The sequence below is a fragment of the Pseudonocardia terrae genome (assembly GCF_021343995.1).
In the GTDB taxonomy this organism is placed as follows: domain Bacteria; phylum Actinomycetota; class Actinomycetes; order Mycobacteriales; family Pseudonocardiaceae; genus Pseudonocardia; species Pseudonocardia terrae.
This window is the reverse complement of the sequence record NZ_JAJTTE010000063.1, coordinates 23,262-40,881: the sequence shown is the minus strand read 5'-3', so window position 1 is coordinate 40,881 and position 17,620 is coordinate 23,262. Positions and strand designations below refer to the sequence as shown.

General features: G+C 68.0%; 8 protein-coding genes. 4 read left to right on the top strand and 4 right to left on the bottom strand.

All coding sequences use genetic code 11. The features are described 5' to 3' along the window. Positions 1–192: 192 nt before the first annotated feature. From LWC33_RS29575 to LWC33_RS29560, 4 genes are read right to left on the bottom strand one after another with little or no spacing between them, the layout of a single operon-like run. On the bottom strand, positions 193–2,178 hold the full coding sequence (locus tag LWC33_RS29575; protein WP_233307982.1) for a dynamin family protein: 1,986 nt from the start codon (positions 2,176–2,178) through the stop codon (positions 193–195). Then, positions 2,175–4,376: a dynamin family protein gene (locus LWC33_RS29570; protein ID WP_233307981.1), complete on the bottom strand. Its 2,202-nt coding sequence runs from the start codon at positions 4,374–4,376 to the stop codon at positions 2,175–2,177. The genes LWC33_RS29575 and LWC33_RS29570 overlap by 4 nt, the downstream gene beginning before the upstream one ends. Next, entirely contained in the window at positions 4,373–5,155 is a 783-nt protein-coding gene (locus LWC33_RS29565; RefSeq protein ID WP_233307980.1) for a C39 family peptidase, read from the bottom strand. Before LWC33_RS29565 ends, LWC33_RS29570 begins: the two co-directional genes overlap by 4 nt. Next, the gene (locus tag LWC33_RS29560) at positions 5,145–7,121 is read right to left on the bottom strand and encodes a dynamin family protein (RefSeq protein WP_233307979.1); all 1,977 of its coding nucleotides are present in this window, start codon (positions 7,119–7,121) and stop codon (positions 5,145–5,147) included. The genes LWC33_RS29565 and LWC33_RS29560 overlap by 11 nt, the downstream gene beginning before the upstream one ends. Before the next feature lie 2,098 nt (positions 7,122–9,219). Between LWC33_RS29560 and LWC33_RS29555 the strand changes: the two genes are divergently transcribed. The 4 genes from LWC33_RS29555 (at position 9,220) to LWC33_RS29540 (ending at position 17,599) form a co-directional block, all read left to right on the top strand. After that, positions 9,220–9,714: a hypothetical protein gene (locus tag LWC33_RS29555; protein ID WP_233307978.1), complete on the top strand. Its 495-nt coding sequence runs from the start codon at positions 9,220–9,222 to the stop codon at positions 9,712–9,714. Beyond that, positions 9,711–11,291, top strand: coding sequence for a chymotrypsin family serine protease (locus tag LWC33_RS29550; protein ID WP_233307977.1), 1,581 nt, complete (start codon positions 9,711–9,713; stop codon positions 11,289–11,291). Before LWC33_RS29555 ends, LWC33_RS29550 begins: the two co-directional genes overlap by 4 nt. A gap of 13 nt (positions 11,292–11,304) precedes the next feature. Further along, entirely contained in the window at positions 11,305–12,963 is a 1,659-nt protein-coding gene (locus tag LWC33_RS29545; protein WP_233307976.1) for a hypothetical protein, read from the top strand. Positions 12,964–13,045: 82 nt separating this feature from the next. Next, complete coding sequence (locus tag LWC33_RS29540; protein WP_233307975.1) at positions 13,046–17,599, top strand: DUF6603 domain-containing protein; 4,554 nt, start codon at positions 13,046–13,048, stop codon at positions 17,597–17,599. The last annotated feature ends 21 nt before the right edge of the window (positions 17,600–17,620 follow it).

Below are 17,620 nucleotides of genomic sequence, written 5' to 3'. Positions count from 1 at the left end.
GACACCTATCGTTCTCTCACCGTCCGCGAGCGCCCACTACTCGCGGATACGGGTCAGACCCCACATCCAGGCCCTTTCACCACACATCAGCTGCGGAACCCGGGCGCGAACGTGGGTTGGAGCAGGCGGCCCGACACGACCAGCTCGCGCGCGGTGGCCATCAACGCGCGAGTGAGGCCCCGCTTTAAGGAGTCAGATCGCAGCGATCTCATCCACAATGTCGTCCAGCTGGTTCATCGCGTCGTCGAGATCCTGAGCGAGCCGGGTCAGCTGGCTGCCGCGGGCCGACGCCGCAGCTTCGCCGGCCCGCTTCGCGGCCAGCACGGTCTCGACCTCTTGGCGGAATGTGGCGAGCTGGGCGTCGAGGCCCGCGAACACTGCGACACGAACCTCGTCGAGTTGTTTGGCCAACCGGGCAGCCGCCTCCCGGCTGTCCTTATGCAGGCGGCCGCGCAGTTCGTTCGCCATCTCCTCGCCAACCGTCTGCTTTAGCCTCCGCTCGGCACCCTTGAGCATCACAGGCGCTCCGACAATGGCCTGCGCGACCAGCGCGGCAGCAAGCACACCCCACCCGAACGGCGTGAACAGCCAGACCAGATGAATTGCTAGGCCGGGCAGCAGGGCCTTGGCCATCTCGCGTGTCCCGAACCGCGCCCCGGCGAGTCCCGCCGCTGGGCCCGCGATGATGCCGCCGCCGACTGCGGCCAACGTCCGGGTCAAAGGGGTTTCATCGTCCTTGGACGCCCGGGAGCGGACATCAGAGGCGGCACCGCTCATATCAAGCCGCAGCGCGTCGAGATCTTGCTCGAAGCCCGCGACCTGTGCGTTCAGACTTTCCGCCATCCGCTCCATCCGCTTGGTGAGGTCGGCTTGGAGCTCGGCCCGAACCCACTCACTGAACTCAGCCTCGACCCGCCGCGCAGTGATTTCCGCGATCTCCCCGGCGACGGCCTCGGCTTGCTCCGCGGTCTTCCACGGCTTGAGGCTAAGTTTTTGGTCCGGGATGGCCTCGACCGCGAACCCCGGAACGGAAACAGTGAGCTGGCTGAGCTTGCCCTCGATCCGCCGTGCGACCTCGTCCTCGAGGTCGCCCAACTGATTGGCGAGGTCGCGTGAGATCCGCTCCGCGTCCTGCTCTAACTGCTGGAGCGGTACCTGTGCCTCGGCGTAGCGGCGGGTGAGGTCTTGAAGGTCCTCGGTAAGCATCGCCTGTTGCTTGGCGATGCTCTGCCCGACCTCGCGCCGCAGCACCCGCAGCTGACGGGCCGGAAGCAAGATCTTGATCTTGTGCCGTTCGGTGGTGAGGAATAGCTCGAGGTCGCGCTGAAGCTTGGCCACGCCCGAGGCGTCCCATGCTGCGACGTTTTCGTCCTTGCGGGCGCGGATTCCGGCCAACGCGTCGACCCAGTAGATCCGCCGCTCATCAGCAGGGTGATCCGGGCGCGCCTTCTGGAGTCGTACGAATGCAGAGCGGCGGACTAGCTCCTGCTCCTCGGGCTGGATCTGGTTGATGAAGTTGAGGATGAAGAACGGGTCGTGGCTGTCCAGCTGCGAGGTCATGAAGTCGACCTCGTTGCGCTTCATGTTGGCGCGGGCGTCAAGCACGAACACCACCGCGTCGGTCCGCGTGAGGTACTCCATTGTGAGCTCTTCGCGCAGCGGATCTGCGTTCAGCCCCGGTGAGTCGACGAGTACGACGTTATTGCGACACAGCTCCAGCGGCCACCGCACCTCGGCGCGCGCGTACGGGCTCTGCGCCTCGGGCTCGTCGACGTCGACGACGATCAGCTCACTCAGCCGGTTGATGTCGGCCGGCTCCGGATCCTCCGCGACACCGCCATCGGCGGTGCGGGGGTATAGCAGGGCTGCGGGCTCGTCACCCCATCGGACCTCGGTGAGCAGTGCTGTACATTCGATCGGTAGCCGCGGCAGGGTGTCGGCGCCAAGCAGCGCGTTAATGAGCGTGCTCTTGCCAGTGTTGAAGTCGCCGAGGACGGTTACGACGAAGGCGTCACTGCGAACCCGGTCAGCCGTCCTCTCCACGCCGTCCGCGAGGGCGTCTAGGCTGAGGTCGCGTGCGATACCGGTCATCCGGTCTGCCACCTCGATCAGCTGGGTACGGCGGCGTTCTGCAGCCGAGTATCCGTCCAGTCCCGGACGGGACGCCGTCGCAGTCATGAGTCCTCCCGTGAGGTGCCGCAGTCGTCGGCGACGGCGGCGCGGATCGTAGTGGCGAGTGCGGTGGCTCGATCGGCAAGCGCTGAGTGCTGTGTTGCGGATCTTGTCGGTTCCGCCGAGGCGGCAAGCCGGCTTCTACGCCATGCGGCGCGACGGGCGCTCATGCCATCAAGGATTTCCGCGTACAACGAGCGGATGCGGAGGGCGGCCTGCTCGGTGACTTCCGCGATGGCGGCGTCAACCGCCTGGCGCAGCAGCTGGTCGACGACCTGGCGCTGCCCCTCGGTTGCGTTGCGAAGAGAGCGTTCCGCCAGTATCGCCGCGGCAAGCCCGCCAGCCATTGCGAGGGCGACCGGCGGCATGGCCAACCCGACGGCGCCGGCGAGGACGTAACCTGCGACGGTTCCGCCAGCCGCCCCGATCCGGGTCATCATCTTGCGCCTGCTTAGGTCGGTCATATCGGCCTCGGGCAGCGGTGTATGCGGTGCTGCGAGTCGTGCTGCGGGTCGCGTGGTAGGGGTGACGACGTCGAACCGCTCGGCCAGCGTGGTATCGAGCCACTCGATGTCGGAAGTCATGCCAGCCAGGACCAGTGACTCGTACTTATGGGCGAGTGCCGCAAGCTCGCGACGGAGCCGGTAGGGCGCGTCATGTTCCCAGTACGCTTTGGGGTCCGGTGCGCGCAGCAACTCGTGGCGCAGGGCGCCGACGAGGACGTCAGCGTCCCCCGAAAGGGAGTCGCTCACCCGGCGGACCAGTGCTCGCCGCCGCGTCTCAAATTCGACACGCAATCCGTCCCACATTGCTGCATCACGCGCCAGCTCGGCCCGCTCCCGCTCAACCGCAGCCGTCCGCTCAGCGTCGTGGAGCGCAGCAGCTACGGCTGCTTGCCCGGCAACGTCGGCCACTGCCTCGGCGATGTCGGCAACGGCGGAGGCGATCTTGTTAGTGCGCCATCGCCTGTCCTCATTCTTCTTGGCGTAATCGGCGATGAGGTCGCGGATCGCAACCAGCTCGTCCTCTCCGCCTACCGGCCCGGGGCTTGTGAGAACCGGCGTTTCGGGAGCGAGCTGCTGAACCTTCGAGCGCACGGAACTCAGCGCCGCCGCTCGGTCCTCGGGGGGAAGCTGGTCCAGGAAGCCGACGACAACAGCGAAGAACGGGACATGCCGCCGCAATACCTCCTGCGCAATCAACTCCCGCTCCGACCGGCTTAGCGGGCTGGTCGCGCTCACAGTTAGCAGGACAGCGTCGGAGAGCGTCACAGCCCGCCGCACCTCTGGTGTGCGGTCCTCACCCGCCTCGTTCGTCCCTGGGGTGTCGACCAGCTCAGTGTCTATTGTGGCGAGCCAGGCGCAGGGCACCGCGATCTCGTGGTCACCGGCTGTCCTGACGCTTCCAGAGGCTGCATCCTCCGCCATGACGACCACGAATAAGGCGGTAGTCGGTACCGGTCCCGTGGCTACAACCTCGTGGCCTACTAGCCGGTTCACCAATGTTGACTTGCCCTTGTTGAACTCGCCAACCACTGCGACACGAAAGCCTGGGCGCATCCGCTGCTCGGCGAGCATCTCGAGCTGCGCGCCCAACGCCGGAGCGTTGGTCTCCGCGGCGATCGCGGCGACATCACGGATCCAGCCTCCGAGTGCGCTGCCGACGTCGGTATGCCGAGGCAGAGCCCACGTCTGCTGGTCAGGTAGCCACGGCACCGCTGCCGGTACAAGGGCCTGATACCAGGCGATCGCCTGCGAGGGCAACGCGGAGCGGTAAAGCTCGGTCAGGTTTGGTGTACGGCCCGCCGCGAGCTCGTCGAGCGCGGCGCACACCGTTCGCATTCTGTCTTCGCTTTCCGGCAGCGGCCAGGTAGTGTCCGTTCGTTCCGCTCCCGTGACGGTTTCCGGCAGCTCGGTTCCCCATTCACTGAGCTGGACGACGCTCCCGTCCGAGGGATTCCAGGTCACTGTGCCGAACGGCCGGTGGACACGAGTGCGATCCGCCGTGGGAACAGCGAGCAGTGCGGAGATCAAGAGCCGGCCGTTCTGCCGATCCGGTACCGGAGGCAGCGCAACGGCCTCAATGGGCAGTCGGGCAGTTACCGGATCCCGGTGCAGCCCGGCAACGAGCCCCGCGACGCCCGCTGGCCGGTCGACCGATATCGAGGCGGCCGCGGTGACCAGTCTGTCTCGATTCTCGCTCATGTGCGGGCTCCTGTTTCTGCAGGGCTCAACGGGGCCGCGTGTCCTCCTGCGAACACGGCCTGGTTGCCGTAGTCGTCCCAGGCGTTGACGAAGTCGGCTAGCGCGACGGTCTCGGCCCGTCCGCCTTGGTGACCGCTATCGTTCAGCACGACCTTCCACTCGCCGTTCGAGTTCTGCTCGATACCGGTCAGCCAGACCGCGTGACCCGCAGGCTGGAGCGACTCCAACGGGGCGCCTGTGGCGGGGTCGTGCACGGGATGCCAGATCTCGTTCGCGTCAAGGGTGACCATGACCTTGTCGCCAGCGGCTAGTGCGTCCCACAGCCCCCCGACGGTGGTCGATCCCGACGCCGTCGGCACATGGTAGGCTTGGAAGAGGCGGGTAACGTCCTCCGGCCGCGTGCCCGTGGCTGGGTCGTACCACCCTTGCTGCTCGAGCCATCGAGTGGCGGCGGCCTCGTCGAACGGAACACCGGTGAGCGACTCGATGATCGAGCCCTGACTGACCACCGCGCAGGCCTCCTCCGGACCTTGAAAGTGCCAGTGGACGGCGTCGGCGTCCGGCGTACCGACCCCGCAGACGACCTGGGTGCGGTCGTGCAAGCCAACCGCAGGGTCGGTACCGCAAAGGTTGTGCGGCGGGTGGATCAGGCCGTGCGGCTCGACCTCCGGCGAGAATGAATCGGCGGCTACGACTGCGGCTCCCTCGACGTCTGGGTCGACGGGATTCAGGTGATTATGCGCGTCCAGGGCAAGGTCCGTGAAGAAGTCACCGATCATTAGACCCTCCCCGACGTGCCAGGAGCTCAATCCGCCGGACCGCAAGACGGCTGAGCCGCTCGTCCGCCTCCCGTTCGGCTTGGACCGCACGCGCATGGACCTCGGTAAGCTTGGCGCGCCGGCAAGCTTCCTCCGCCACCAGTGCGCTAACAGGACTGGCTGCGACGCGACGGAGACCGGCGAACGCGGCGGCGCACCGCTTCTCTTCGAGGGCGCGCCTTTTGTCCAGTGCGGATCGCAGAGCTTGTGCAGCCTGCTGGACCGCGGACCGCGCGCCGTTGCACAGCGGACCCTGCACCTGCGCCTTGGCCTTGGTGACCTGGTCGCCGGCTGCGGCGCCGATTACCGCGCCAATAAGACCTCCGATCACCGTGCCGATGCCCGGGAGCAAGATCGTGCCCACGACGGCGGCAGCCGTTGCCGCCCCGCCCATAGCCCAGTTCTCCGTCGAAAGGGACGACGCGACGCCTGCCGCAGCGTTACCGAAGTCGATTTCCACGGCGGGAGACGAACGCTCAGCCGGAACTGCCGGAACGATCATCGCTTGGGGTGCTCGGCCGACGATGGCGGCAAGGCGCCGGTACTCGGCAGCGAAGGTACGACCTGCCTGGGCAATTTGCTCGTCCGCGATACCGGATAGTCGCGCTCCGAAAGCGTTCTGCCGGGCACGGCACCATTGCTCGACGTCCTCACGCACGAGCGGGGCGGCCGTCTCCCGGACAAGGGCCGCGACCTCCTCAGTGGTCTTGCACGCGGCCAGCATCTCCGCCAGCCTTGTCGCGAGGGCCTCGCCGCGGGTGGACGCGTGCAGGTCGATCTCGCGGCGCTGTGCCCGGGACTCCTCTACGAGCCTGCCAGACGCCTTGGCCGCCGCACTTGCGACGAAGCGCCCGAGGTCAGATACCTCTAGCCGATCGAGCTCGCGATGGGCGCGGGCGATCTCGTCGCGGCGCTCCTTTGCTGACGATGCGGCCGCCTCCAGTAGACCGCCAACGAGGTGGGTGGCGCTCATGTTGACAGCGATGACATGGTCGCTCCGTGCCATGTCGGTAAGCGCCGCCTCCAGCCGCAGGAAGTCGTCCGTCTCTGCGTCCTGCGCAGCCGGGGCGGTGAGTCGATCGAGAGCGGCGTTCCCGCTTGCGCCGTAAACCTGCGGGTCCGGTACCCCGGCCCTTTGCAGCCGTACCCCCACGGCCCGCACGAGCAGCGCCCGTTCGGCCGGGTCGACATCGTCGAGCTTGGTTACCACGAACACACACCGGTCCAGGTGACGCTCCAGGGTGCCGGTCAAGAACGTCGTGAGCACTCGGGATACTGGAGAGCCCGCCGGGACGAGCACGACGGCGAGGTCAGCGGTCTCGGCGACCACCCGCTCCACGACCTCGGCGTGCAGATCGTCCGTTGCATTTATCCCTGGAGTATCGACCACTACGACGTCTTGCCCAAGCAGCGCCGCGGGATGCCCGATAGCTACCGTTTCGATCCCGCCACAGACCTGCGGGTCAGCGATCAGTGTCCGTACTGCGTCGCGTGCGTCGAGTGGCAGTACTGCGTGGGGTGAAATGCGACGCAGAGCGCGCAGGAATCGCTCATCTTCCGCTTGCCGAGTGACGGGGTAGGTCACGCGTTCCCCCCCGCGAGATGTAAAGGATACTGACAAATGTGCGGCGTATCGGATTTCTGTTGCTGTTCCGGTGGTCACGACGGGCGCCGTCGGCAACAGCCGGTCCCGCAGCAGCATGTTGATGAAAGTGCTCTTCCCGGAGTTGAACTCACCAACTACAGCAATATATAGCGCGGGATCCCGCAGCCGCTTCCGCACCCGCTCGGCATGTCCAGTGACAGCCGCCAGCGCGGCATCGGACAACCCGAGCTCGTGACCGGTCTTGATCGCCCAGTCAATATCAGCACTCAGCTCTGCGTTGATATCGACCACGGCGGACGGTGATTGCCGATGTCGGGTCACGTGAGGGCCTCCTGTCCGGGCCAGGTGATGAGACGGACTTCCGAACGGTCAGAGTCCCTCCAGGTTCGAGGAGATACATGGCAAACGGTGCCACGGCATGACAGCAGTGGCTCCTCGCGAGGGCGGCCGATTCGTACAAACCCGGCAATGCACCTGAGTCGATCCAACAACGCGTAGATCAGGACCGGCCAAATCCGCTGGTATGTGCCAAGGTTCGGCACGGCTCGTCCCGCCCAGCAACGCAGGAGTTTGGTGCCACAGCCACGAGAGCAAGAACGCGAATACGAGCAAGAGGTACCGGGAGCGAGGGGTACAGCACGACGTCACTTGTCACTTGTATTGGGATCCACGCAAAAGTCAACCACGATCACTCCTGCAGCGAGAGGCTGAGAAGCTCCCGCCCGCTTGACTAAACACCTATCGTCGAGCGGCTCGTTTACCGCTGTCGGATGGCCTGCTCCGCCTGGGGCACAGGTTGCAAAGGGGGCCTGATCGGGCAGCCCATCATTATGCCGCTCCCGACTGCGGCCTTCCTGCGTTCCAGAGCTACCAACCGCCCTCCCCGCAATCGTCGATCCGCCCTTTGGGCGTATGGCGAAGTCTCACAGAGACCAAGGCTAGACGGGGGCTTGACGGCCACCGGTACGTAGATGTGCGTATTGCGACTCGTTCGTCAGGCTCCCGAACAGCCTGCAGCTGCTTGACGTGGTAGACGGCCGCTCCGGGACCGTGCTGGCCGACTGGCTCGCTGCACAGCGCCGGACATGGCGGGAGGCGGTGGGCGCCGTGTCGCTGGAGCCGTTCCGCTCCGATGACCCGGGCCATCGCGCTGGCCGTCGACCTCCCTGATGCGGCGCGGGTGCTCGATTCGCTTCCACGTCGTGCGCCTTGGACTCGCCGCCATGACGACGTCCGCCGCCGGAAACAACGGGACACCCTTGGCCACCGCGGCCGCACCCACGACCGCTCTACGGTATCCGCCGCCGCGACCACCTCAGCGCAACCACCGCCGCCCGGCTGATCGCCGGTGAGCTCACCCTGGCCTGGCCCATCGCCGAGGACCTGACGAACCTTTACCAGCTCCACGAGCCCAAACAGGCCGGTGCCCAGCCGAGCAGCTGTTAGCGCGCATGCCCGATCCCGGAACTGATCCGGCTGGATGCACGCCGCTCGGTTAGCGGCGAGCTCCCACGCGCTTCACCACCCAGATGTGACCGACGGAGAAGGAAGGCAACGAATCTGCACAATTCTAGTGGAAGGATGCTGCAGTAGGCTTTTCAGATACACCTTCAGCGCATCGACAGAAACATCATGCACTACTCCGACCACGTCATCGCAGTCTTAGCAGTTTGTCCGAGAGTTCTAGAATCGGCCTACATCGACAACTCATCCTGTTAGTCGCCTGCGTCGCGCTCGCGCGACCGCCAGCTATGCCCGCCGGGGGGTGCTGCTCAACCACTGACGCCCCCATACTCTACCTTGTAGATCTAAGCACATACGCACATCTACGTACGTCGAGGGCCTCCATCCTATGGCTCATACTCCATTCCAGTGAACGGTATGGGTAGCCGTGGAGATTTGCTGGCATGTTGTATCGACACGCGCGGAGTCTTGCAGCAGGCTTGGCCTGGCCATGTAGGCAGGGCGAGGGACGACACTTCCCGGTGAGGGGTGACAGCTTGGATCCTCAGGTCGGGATGGGCTCGATCGTTCGACATCGTGTACGTGGGCTCGTGGTTCCCGTTAGGGCTGGTTATACGAGTACGCGTCGCTGTGCGTGGCGATTCACTCGCGAGCCAAGAGATGCGTCGGCTCGCGGGACTATCGCGCGGCCGGTCGACACCTCTTTCGTTAGTAGTACTTGCGTGCGACGACGGAGACCGAGTATGGCAGCCACCAGCGTTGTCCCGAGCACCCGCGGTGTGAAGTTCACGAATTGCTGGCCGGGGGGAACGCCGGACCCGATCGTGCGCACGGGCATCGGCACGCTCGCCATCGGCAAGGCGACCGCGGGCCCGTGCCTCACCGCCTGCGACCTCTTCGACGCCCCCTGCCGACGCCGAGCGAGGGCAGACCGCCACCGACCGGGTTGGCCCCGATGACCTATCTGGCCGAGCGCCTGCTTGCGAGCTCGAACATCCCGGAAGACGTCCTCATCCACATCGCCTCGGCCAACGCCTCCAGTCACGACATCCTTGGCGGCCTCCGGCGGGGCCTAGGCGGGATGACCATCCATGTCCAGATACCGAAGCTGGCGGCCGGCACCGACCAGGGCAAGCCCTGTACGCTCGGCGTGGTCTCCGTGTACAACGCGGACGCGGCTCAGCACGGCCACCGCCACGTGGTCCTCGCCTATGCCTACGCTTGGGGCGGTGCACGTTTCCGCACGCAGGTGTACGACCCGAACAGGCCCGGACGAGACGACATCGCTATGGGGCTAAACACGTCCGGCCCGTCCCGCACCACCGTCTTCCACCACAACGTAGACATTGCTCATCCCCGGCAGGGATCCCCCTGCGCGGTAGATTCCATCCGAGAGCGGTCAGCGATCTTGGGCTTCCGCGGGAAGCCATCGGCCGAGGCCGCGGCGTGACCCCCGACGACACCAGGCTGATCGAGATTAAGGAACGGGCCGCCGCGGCGCTCATGCGGCTGCCCGGAGTCACGGGGGTGGGCGTCGGCGGCCGGGAACGCGACGGGAGGCCCACCGGCGAGATCGTGATCAAGGTGTTCGTGCGGCGGAAGCGGGCCGCCGCAGAATTGCCGCTAGGCGAACTGCTGCCGCCGTCGTTCGAGGGCGTCGGGATCGATGTATCAGTGCTCGGAGAATCCCACCTTGACACAGCTCCCGATGCCGACGAGGTGGCCACCATACCCGGATCGCAGCTGGTTGCTGAGAACGACACGGACGCCACGAAGTACCGGCCGTTGATCGGCGGCAGCCGGCTCCAGGTCGATCTCACGGGTGCGGGGTTTGGCACGCTGGGTTGCTTCCTCGTGCACGAGACCGATCCGAACCAGGTCTTCGCGCTGACCAATTTCCACGTCGTCTGCGCGAACAACGTGAAGGTCAAGCCCACGAAGGACACGACACGGGCTGGGCAGCCGACCAACCAGGCCAGCTCGACGAAGTGCTGCTCGGACCAGATCGGCGTGTTCGCCGCCGGCAACGACGAACAGAGCAGGGACGCCGCCCTCGTCCGGCTCGATCCCGGTACGCAATACCTGGCGGAGGTCGTCGGCATCGGCCGACTGAACGGCCCCCGCAACGTCACTACGCAACAAATCGCCGCCCTCGACTACCAGGTCTTCAAGCGTGGGGCCAGGACGAAGCAGACAGGCGGGGTCGTCCTGGCTCTCAATACGACGCATACGGCGGACGACGGCGTCACGCACGACAACGTGATGGTCGTCCGGCCCAATCCCAATTCGGCGATCAAGGCGACCGACTGGACCTACTTCAGCGACCGAGGCGACTCGGGGAGCGTCGTGGTCAACGACAACAGCGAAGTAGTCGCCCTGCACTACGGTGCGGCACCGGACTCCAAACTCAAGACGAATAACGGTCTGGAGCTCCCGATCACGACGATCCTCGGTCTGTTCGGCAGCGCCGACGGGATCCCGGTGCGGATCGCCACCGCCACGGCGGACGGGGTCGTACAGACCGTGCCGGCCAACCACACGTTGCGCATCCCCGCCGAGCTGGCACCTGCTCTGGCCGGACCCCCACCGGGCGTCCGTGTACTCGCGCCCCCGGACGTCCCTCTGCTGCCGAGCACGCCCTCACCGACGCCGGAACTATTGGCAGGCATCAGCGCCCAGCTCCGAGCGTCGCCGGGCGGCAGACAGATCGCCGCGCTCTGGCTGGAGCACCAGCCGGAGCTGGTGTCGTTGGTGAACGAGCACCGCAGGGTCGCCATCGTTTGGCAGCGCTCCGGCGGGCCGGCCTTGGTCCAGACCCTGATCCGGATGGTCGATCGGCACGACATCACGTTGCCTGCCAAGGTGAACGGTCAACCGCTGGCTAGCTCGGTGAGCCGGATTCACGATGCGTTCGCCGCACAAGCGAGCCCCGGCCTGCGCAACGCTCTAAGCTCGGCGCGGGCGGCGCTGCCCGACCTCGCAGGGCTCTCCTTCCCCCAGATCATCGCAGCGCTGGGCGCGGACTGAGGAGGGCAATACGATGCCGGACCGAAACCTCGAGCCCGACTCCGCACGCATCGCGCACGCAGAGCAGGTCCACCGGGACGCAGCCCAACGGCTACTGGCGATCCCCGGCGTCAGCATGGTCGCCTTGGGTAGCAAGGAAACCGGTGGCCAGCCGACCGGCGAGCTGGTGATCCGGGTGCACGTAGCGAACAAGCGGCCGCTCGAGGAGATCCCGCCGGACGAGGTGATCCCGGCCGAGATTGACGGTGTGGGCACCGACGTGATCGAGAGCGACGGCATCGTGCTCGTCGCCGCGCCGCCGGGCGGCATAGTGCGCGACGACTCGACCGACGACAAGACGGAGCGACCGCTCAAGGGCGGTACGCGCATACAACCCGCCCTCTCCTCCGCCAAGGGCGAGAGGTGGGAAGGCACGCTGGGCTGTCTGCTGTGGCTCAAGTCGAACCACGACGTTGGCTACGCGCTGACCAACCAGCACGTGATCGACGGCGCCGGCCTGGTGGCTGCGACCAAGGGCAGTACGGAGGTCGGCCAGCCGACATCCATCTCGAGCTCCAGCTGCTGCAACGATATCATCGGCGTATACAGGGCCGGCGAGCGGACAGGTGCAGACGACCAGGCCGTTGTGCAGTTGCGGGCAGGCACCACATGGCAGGCGCAGATTCTCGGCATCGGCCTCGTCAGCGGTACCCGCAGCCTCAGCACCGCAGACGCACTCGCCCGGCTGCCGGTACGCAAACGGGGCGCGCGCACGCGGTTGACCGGGGGCGTCGTCACCGACGTCAATGGCGTATCAGGCACGGCGCACAACGCGATTCTCATCCAGGCCAACGACAATCCGGACCGAAAGCCGGGCGAACTGCTGTTCTTCGACGAGCACGGAGACTCCGGCTCTGCTGTCGTCGACGACCAGAATCGGGTGTGCGGTCTGGTGTTCGCGCGCCGCCGGACCCGCGCGGAAATCACGGCCCGGGGCGGCACGCCGCCCGCCCTGCCCCCGGACGGCATCGAACGCCCGCTCGGCGTCGCCTGGCCGATCGCGGACGTGCTCGCGCGGTTCGCCGCCGGCACGCCGTCACTGACGTTGGAGGTGGCCACGGCGACCTCGATCGACGAGGTGCACACGGTGCCGGGCGCGGCCCGCGTCGCGGTGCCCGCCGAGCTGGCACCCGTGGTGGCGGCCGAACCGGCCGCGTTCCTCGGTGCGGTCGCCGCGGACGGGTTGCGCGCACCCGTGGGTCGGCCGTGGTTCGCGGCAGACCGGCCGCTGTCTGAGACGCTGGCCGAAGTCCGGGCCGCGCTGGAGGAATCTGCGGCAGGCCGTTATCTGACGCAACTGTGGCAGCGCCACCGCGTCGAGGTCACCCGACTTTTGCGCGACGACCGCCGGGTCGCCGTAACGTGGCACCGCGGTGGCGGCGCAGCGCTGTTCCAACTGCTGTCGCGCATGGTGAGCCGCCCGGAGCTCGCCCTGCCCGAGACTGTGCGCGGCGTGCCCGTCCAGGACTGCGTCGACGCGTTCGCCGTGGTCCTGATCGACCGCGCGAGCGCTTCGCTGGGCGCTGACGTGCGCCAGGCGCGCGAGGTACTGCCCGACCTCCCAGGGAGAACGCTGGCCGAACTGGTCGCCGCGCTCGACGCGATGCCGATCGGGGTCGGCGGCCATGCCTGACAAAGCGGGGACTCTCGAGCGGCTGACGATCGAGCTCGGAAGGCTGTTTCGGCGGTTCGCGGACCGGTTGGGCGATGACGGGGTGCTCGACACGCTGGAGGAGCTCGGCGTTCGGTTCCCCGCCGACTTCCTCACCGATCCGACGATCACCGCCGCCCGTAACACGATCGTGGGCATGACCGGCCAGCTCGATGGGCTGATCGAGCAGGTCGCCGCAGCCATCGAGGCGGACGATGCCGCGGGCATAGTGGCCGCGGGCGCCGCGGTGATCACCCAGATCGGCCGGATCGGCGATGCGATTCCGGAGTTCGTCAGCGCGGTCCAGTCTGGCGGGGCCGCCCTGCCGGGCATCACTGCCGCGCAGATCACCGATCTGACCACCGACCTGGCGCGCAAGATCACCGACCTCGTGCTGGCCGACCTGCTCGAGCTTAGCCCCGGGGCGGGCGCTGTGCTGACCGTGCTCGGCATCGTCGACCGAACCCCCGACCCGGGCGACCCGACCGACCCGACCCGGCCACCCCGGGACGTCGTGGCAGTCCACCTCGATCGGGTGCTGCCCGCGCTGACCAACCCGGTCGCCCACCTCAAGATGCTGTACGGCTGGGGCGGCGCCCTGGACGTTGTCCGGCTGCTGACCGTGCTGGAAGGGGTCCTCGCCAGGCTCGGCCTGCCTGTGTTGCTCCTGCCCGGCGGCAATGGCACCCCCCCGCAGCTCCAGGCGTTCGGCCTCGACCTGCAACCAACCCCGGACGGCACGGGCCTTGCACTGTCGTTGGTGCTGCGCGCTTCCGTCGACACGACCTTTGACTTCCCGGTGTCCCCTCCGGCGTGGACCGCGCACGTCGCGATGCACGGCGAACTGGACGCCGGAACGTCCGGCAGGCTGCAGCCGCCGTTCGACGTCAGCATCGCGACACCAAACGCTCAGCTCACGGGTGCGGTCACCGTCGGGTTAACGGCGAAGCCAGCCGACCCGCTCGTGGTGCTCGGCCAGGCGGGCGGCAGCAGGCTGGAGTTCGCGGAGCTGAGTGTGGACGCGGGCCTCGCCCTGACCTTCGACCCCGGCACCGGCAGCTTCACGGCGGCGCCGACGGCGGCCGGTGAGATCACGGGCGGCAAGCTGGTCATCGACACCTCCAGTGGCGACGGGTTCGTCGCGACCCTGCTCGGCGGCGCGCGGATCGATTCGGACTTCGGCGTCGGGTTCGGGTTCGCGCCGGACACCGGGCTCAAGTTCCACGGCAGCGGCGCGTTGGAGATCGCCGTGCCGGTGCACGTTGAGCTCGGGCCGATCGAGATCCAGACTGTGTACCTGGCCGCGAAGATCAACGGCGCGGCTGTGCCCGTCGAGCTCTCCGCGGGGCTGTCCGCCCACATGGGGCCGATCACCGCCAGCGTCGACCGGCTCGGCGTCGTGGTGAACCTCGGCTTCCCGCCAGGCGGCGGCAACATCGGGCCCGCTGACGTCGCCTTCGCCTTCAAGCCGCCCAACGGCGTCGGGCTGGAGCTGAAGGCGGGCCTCGTCGCGGGCGGCGGCTACCTTTATGCCGACCCCGACCGCGGCGAGTACGCAGGAGCGCTGGAGCTGGAGTTCGCCCAGTTCCTCGCGCTGAAGGCGATCGGCCTGATCACCACCCGCATGCCTGACGGCTCCCGGGGCTTCTCGCTGCTGGGCGTCATCACGGCCGAGTTCGGCGGCACCGGCATCCAGCTCGGGTACGGGTTCACGCTGTTGGGCGTCGGCGGTATCCTCGGCCTTAACCGGGGTGTGAACCTGCAGGCTCTAGCCGAGGGCGTGCGCACCGGCGCGGTCGAGTCGGTGATGTTCCCTACCGACGTCGTGGCGAACGCGCCGCGCATCCTGTCCGATCTGCGCGCCTTCTTCCCACCGCAACAGGGAACGTTCCTGATTGGCCCGATGGCGAAGATCGGTTGGGGAACGCCGACCCTCGTCAGCGTGTCGCTCGGTGTGGTCATCGAGATCCCCGGCAACACCGCGATCCTAGGCGTGCTGAAGGTCGTGCTGCCGACCGAGGAGCTGGCGCTCCTCGTGCTCCAGGTCGACTTCGCCGGGGCATTGGAGTTCGACAAGCAGCGCCTGTGGTTCGTCGCGGAGCTGTTCGACTCGCGCATCCTCACGATGACGCTGTCCGGCGGGATGGGTCTGCTGGTGGCGTGGGGCGACAGCCCCGACGTCGTGCTCACCGTCGGCGGATTCCATCCGTCGTACATGGCGCCGCCGCTGCCCTTCCCGGTGCCGGACCGGCTCTCGGTGGACATCCTCAACCAGCCCAACATGCTCATTCGCGTCTCCGGCTATTTCGCGGTGACGAGCAACACCGTGCAGTTCGGCGCGACGGCGCAGCTGCGGCTGGGCTTCGACGACTTCGGCATCGAGGGTCACCTCAGCTTCGACGCGCTGTTCCAGTTCTCCCCGTTCCGGTTCGTCATCAGCATCTCAGCGGGCATGTCGCTGAAGGCCTTCGGCGTCGGCCTGTTCTCGATCGACCTGCAGTTCCAGCTGGAGGGGCCGTCGCCGTGGCGTGCGCACGGCCGGGGCTCGGTCGGATTGCTGTTCTTCGAGATCTCCGCCGACTTCGACATCGCGTGGGGCGAGGCGCGCGACACCACGCTGACGCCGGTCGACGTGCTCCCTCTGCTGGCCAACGAGCTATCCAAGCTAGAGGGATGGCGCACACAGCTTCCGGCAGGCCGTACGCCCCTCGTGACGCTCCGGACGCTCCCGCCGACCAACCAGCTGGTGCTGCACCCGCTGGGCACGCTCATAGTCCGGCAGCGCGCCGTGCCGCTGGACATCCGGGTGGACAAGATCGGCGGGCAGCGGGCGCACGACGGCAAGCGGTTCAGTGTGACGCCCGCACCGGGCAGCGGCCTGAGGCAGGTGTCCGTTGCAGCGGAAAAGTTCGCGATCGCGCAATTCCAGGACCTGACCGACGCGCAGAAGCTGTCGCTGCCGTCCTATGGCGACCAGGATGCCGGGGTTGAGCTGGCGGGCGCGACCGGCATGGTGGCGTCGGCGCGGGTCGTGCGGCGCAGCGCCCGCTTCGAGATGATCGTGCTGGACAGCCGGGGCCGGGCAAGCGCGAGCCTGGTGCGGACCCCCACCGACGCCCGACCGAGGACTGCGGCGCCACGGGCCGCCGTCGGCGCAGGGGTGCCGGCGCCGAGGAAACTCACCTCGGTCAGCCCAGCGGTGTATCGGCAGCTGCTGGCGGGCAGCAGCACGAGCCGTTCCCCGCTCTCCCGCCAGGACGCCGACCGTCGGCAACCCTTTGCAGCCCAGGACACGATCCGGTTGTCCGACCAGCGGTTTATCGTCGCCTACGTGCGGAACAACGTGCAGGCGTTCCCGCCGTCCGCGGCCCGCCTCCCGACGACCGACGCCGGCGGTGCCGCAGTCGCGACCTTCCGCAGCCAGGCCGCCGCCGCCGACGCGCTGGCCGACTGGGTGGCGCGGCTGCCGAACCTCGCGGGCACCCTGCACGTCATCCCGGCCGCGGACGCCTCGGTGCCGCTCGCAGTGCCCGGCACGTGGTCGACAGCAGGCGGTCTCCCCGCTCCGACGGCCGGCGCGCCCGCGGTGCGGTTGGCAAGCGGGCGGGTCCTTCTCGCGGGCGGCGCGGGTGCCCCCTCGGCGGCCGCGCTCTTCGACCCGGTCGCGAACCTGTGGACGGCCGCGGGCCCGCTGCACACCGGCCGGGAGAACCACGCCGCCGTGCTCCTCGCCGACGGCAGGCCCGCGGTCCTCGGCGGCCGCGCGGGCGACCCGCTCGCGTCGGTCGAGGTGTACAACGCGACGGCCGACACGTGGTCGACGCTGGGGACCGGGCTACACACCGCGCGACACGGGCACTCGGCTACCGTTCTCGCCGATGGCCGCGTGCTTGTGGCGGGTGGCACGGGCGCCCGGGGCCCGACCGGCTCGGCCGCGCTGGCCTCGGCCGAGATCCTCGACCCGGCGACCGACACGTGGACCTCGGCCGCGCCGATGCACGACGCCCGGTCCGGGCACGAAGCGGTGCTCCTGCAGGACGGCCGCGTGCTGGTCGTCGGCGGCGCCCTGTTGACCGGCGGCCCGCGCAGGCCGATGGCGTACTGCGAGCTGTTCGACCCCACGACGGGCACGTGGGCCCCGACCGGCGAGCTGGCGACGGCCCGGATCAGCCATCAGGCGACCCTGCTGGCCGACGGCACCGTGCTGGTCACCGGCGGCGACCCCGCCGGTGACCAGCACGGGAGGATCCGGGCCGACAGCCTGAACAGCGCTGAGCAGTACGACCCAACGACAGGGCAGTGGACGCCCGTCGCCCCGATGCCCGGCCCCTTCGGCAGGCATCGCGCGGTGCTCCTGCGGACCGGCCTTGTCCTGATCAGCGGCGGCACCAGTGGGCCCACCTTCACCGCGGGCTACCGCGCGGCGGCGACATACAACCCGGGCTCCGGCCGGTGGACCGCCACCGGCGCGCTGGCCGACGGCCGGTGGGCGCACACGGTGGTCGAGCTCGCCGACGGCCGGATCGTCGTCACCGGCGGCGTCCACACCGCGGCCCCGGCCGCGGTCGGCCCTGCAAGTCCGGTGTTCGCCGCAGGCACCGAGATCTTCACACCCTGAGCAGCAGCCACCAGAGGGATG

Excerpts from the sequence above, each read along its gene's own strand:
- LWC33_RS29570 (WP_233307981.1), bottom strand. The coding sequence starts at position 4,376 with ATGAGCGAGAATCGAGACAGACTGGTCACCGCGGCCGCCTCGATATCG.
- LWC33_RS29565 (WP_233307980.1), bottom strand. The coding sequence starts at position 5,155 with ATGATCGGTGACTTCTTCACGGACCTTGCCCTGGACGCGCATAATCAC.
- LWC33_RS29545 (WP_233307976.1), top strand. The coding sequence starts at position 11,305 with ATGCCGGACCGAAACCTCGAGCCCGACTCCGCACGCATCGCGCACGCA.
- LWC33_RS29555 (WP_233307978.1), top strand. The coding sequence starts at position 9,220 with ATGACCTATCTGGCCGAGCGCCTGCTTGCGAGCTCGAACATCCCGGAA.
- LWC33_RS29575 (WP_233307982.1), bottom strand. The coding sequence starts at position 2,178 with ATGACTGCGACGGCGTCCCGTCCGGGACTGGACGGATACTCGGCTGCA.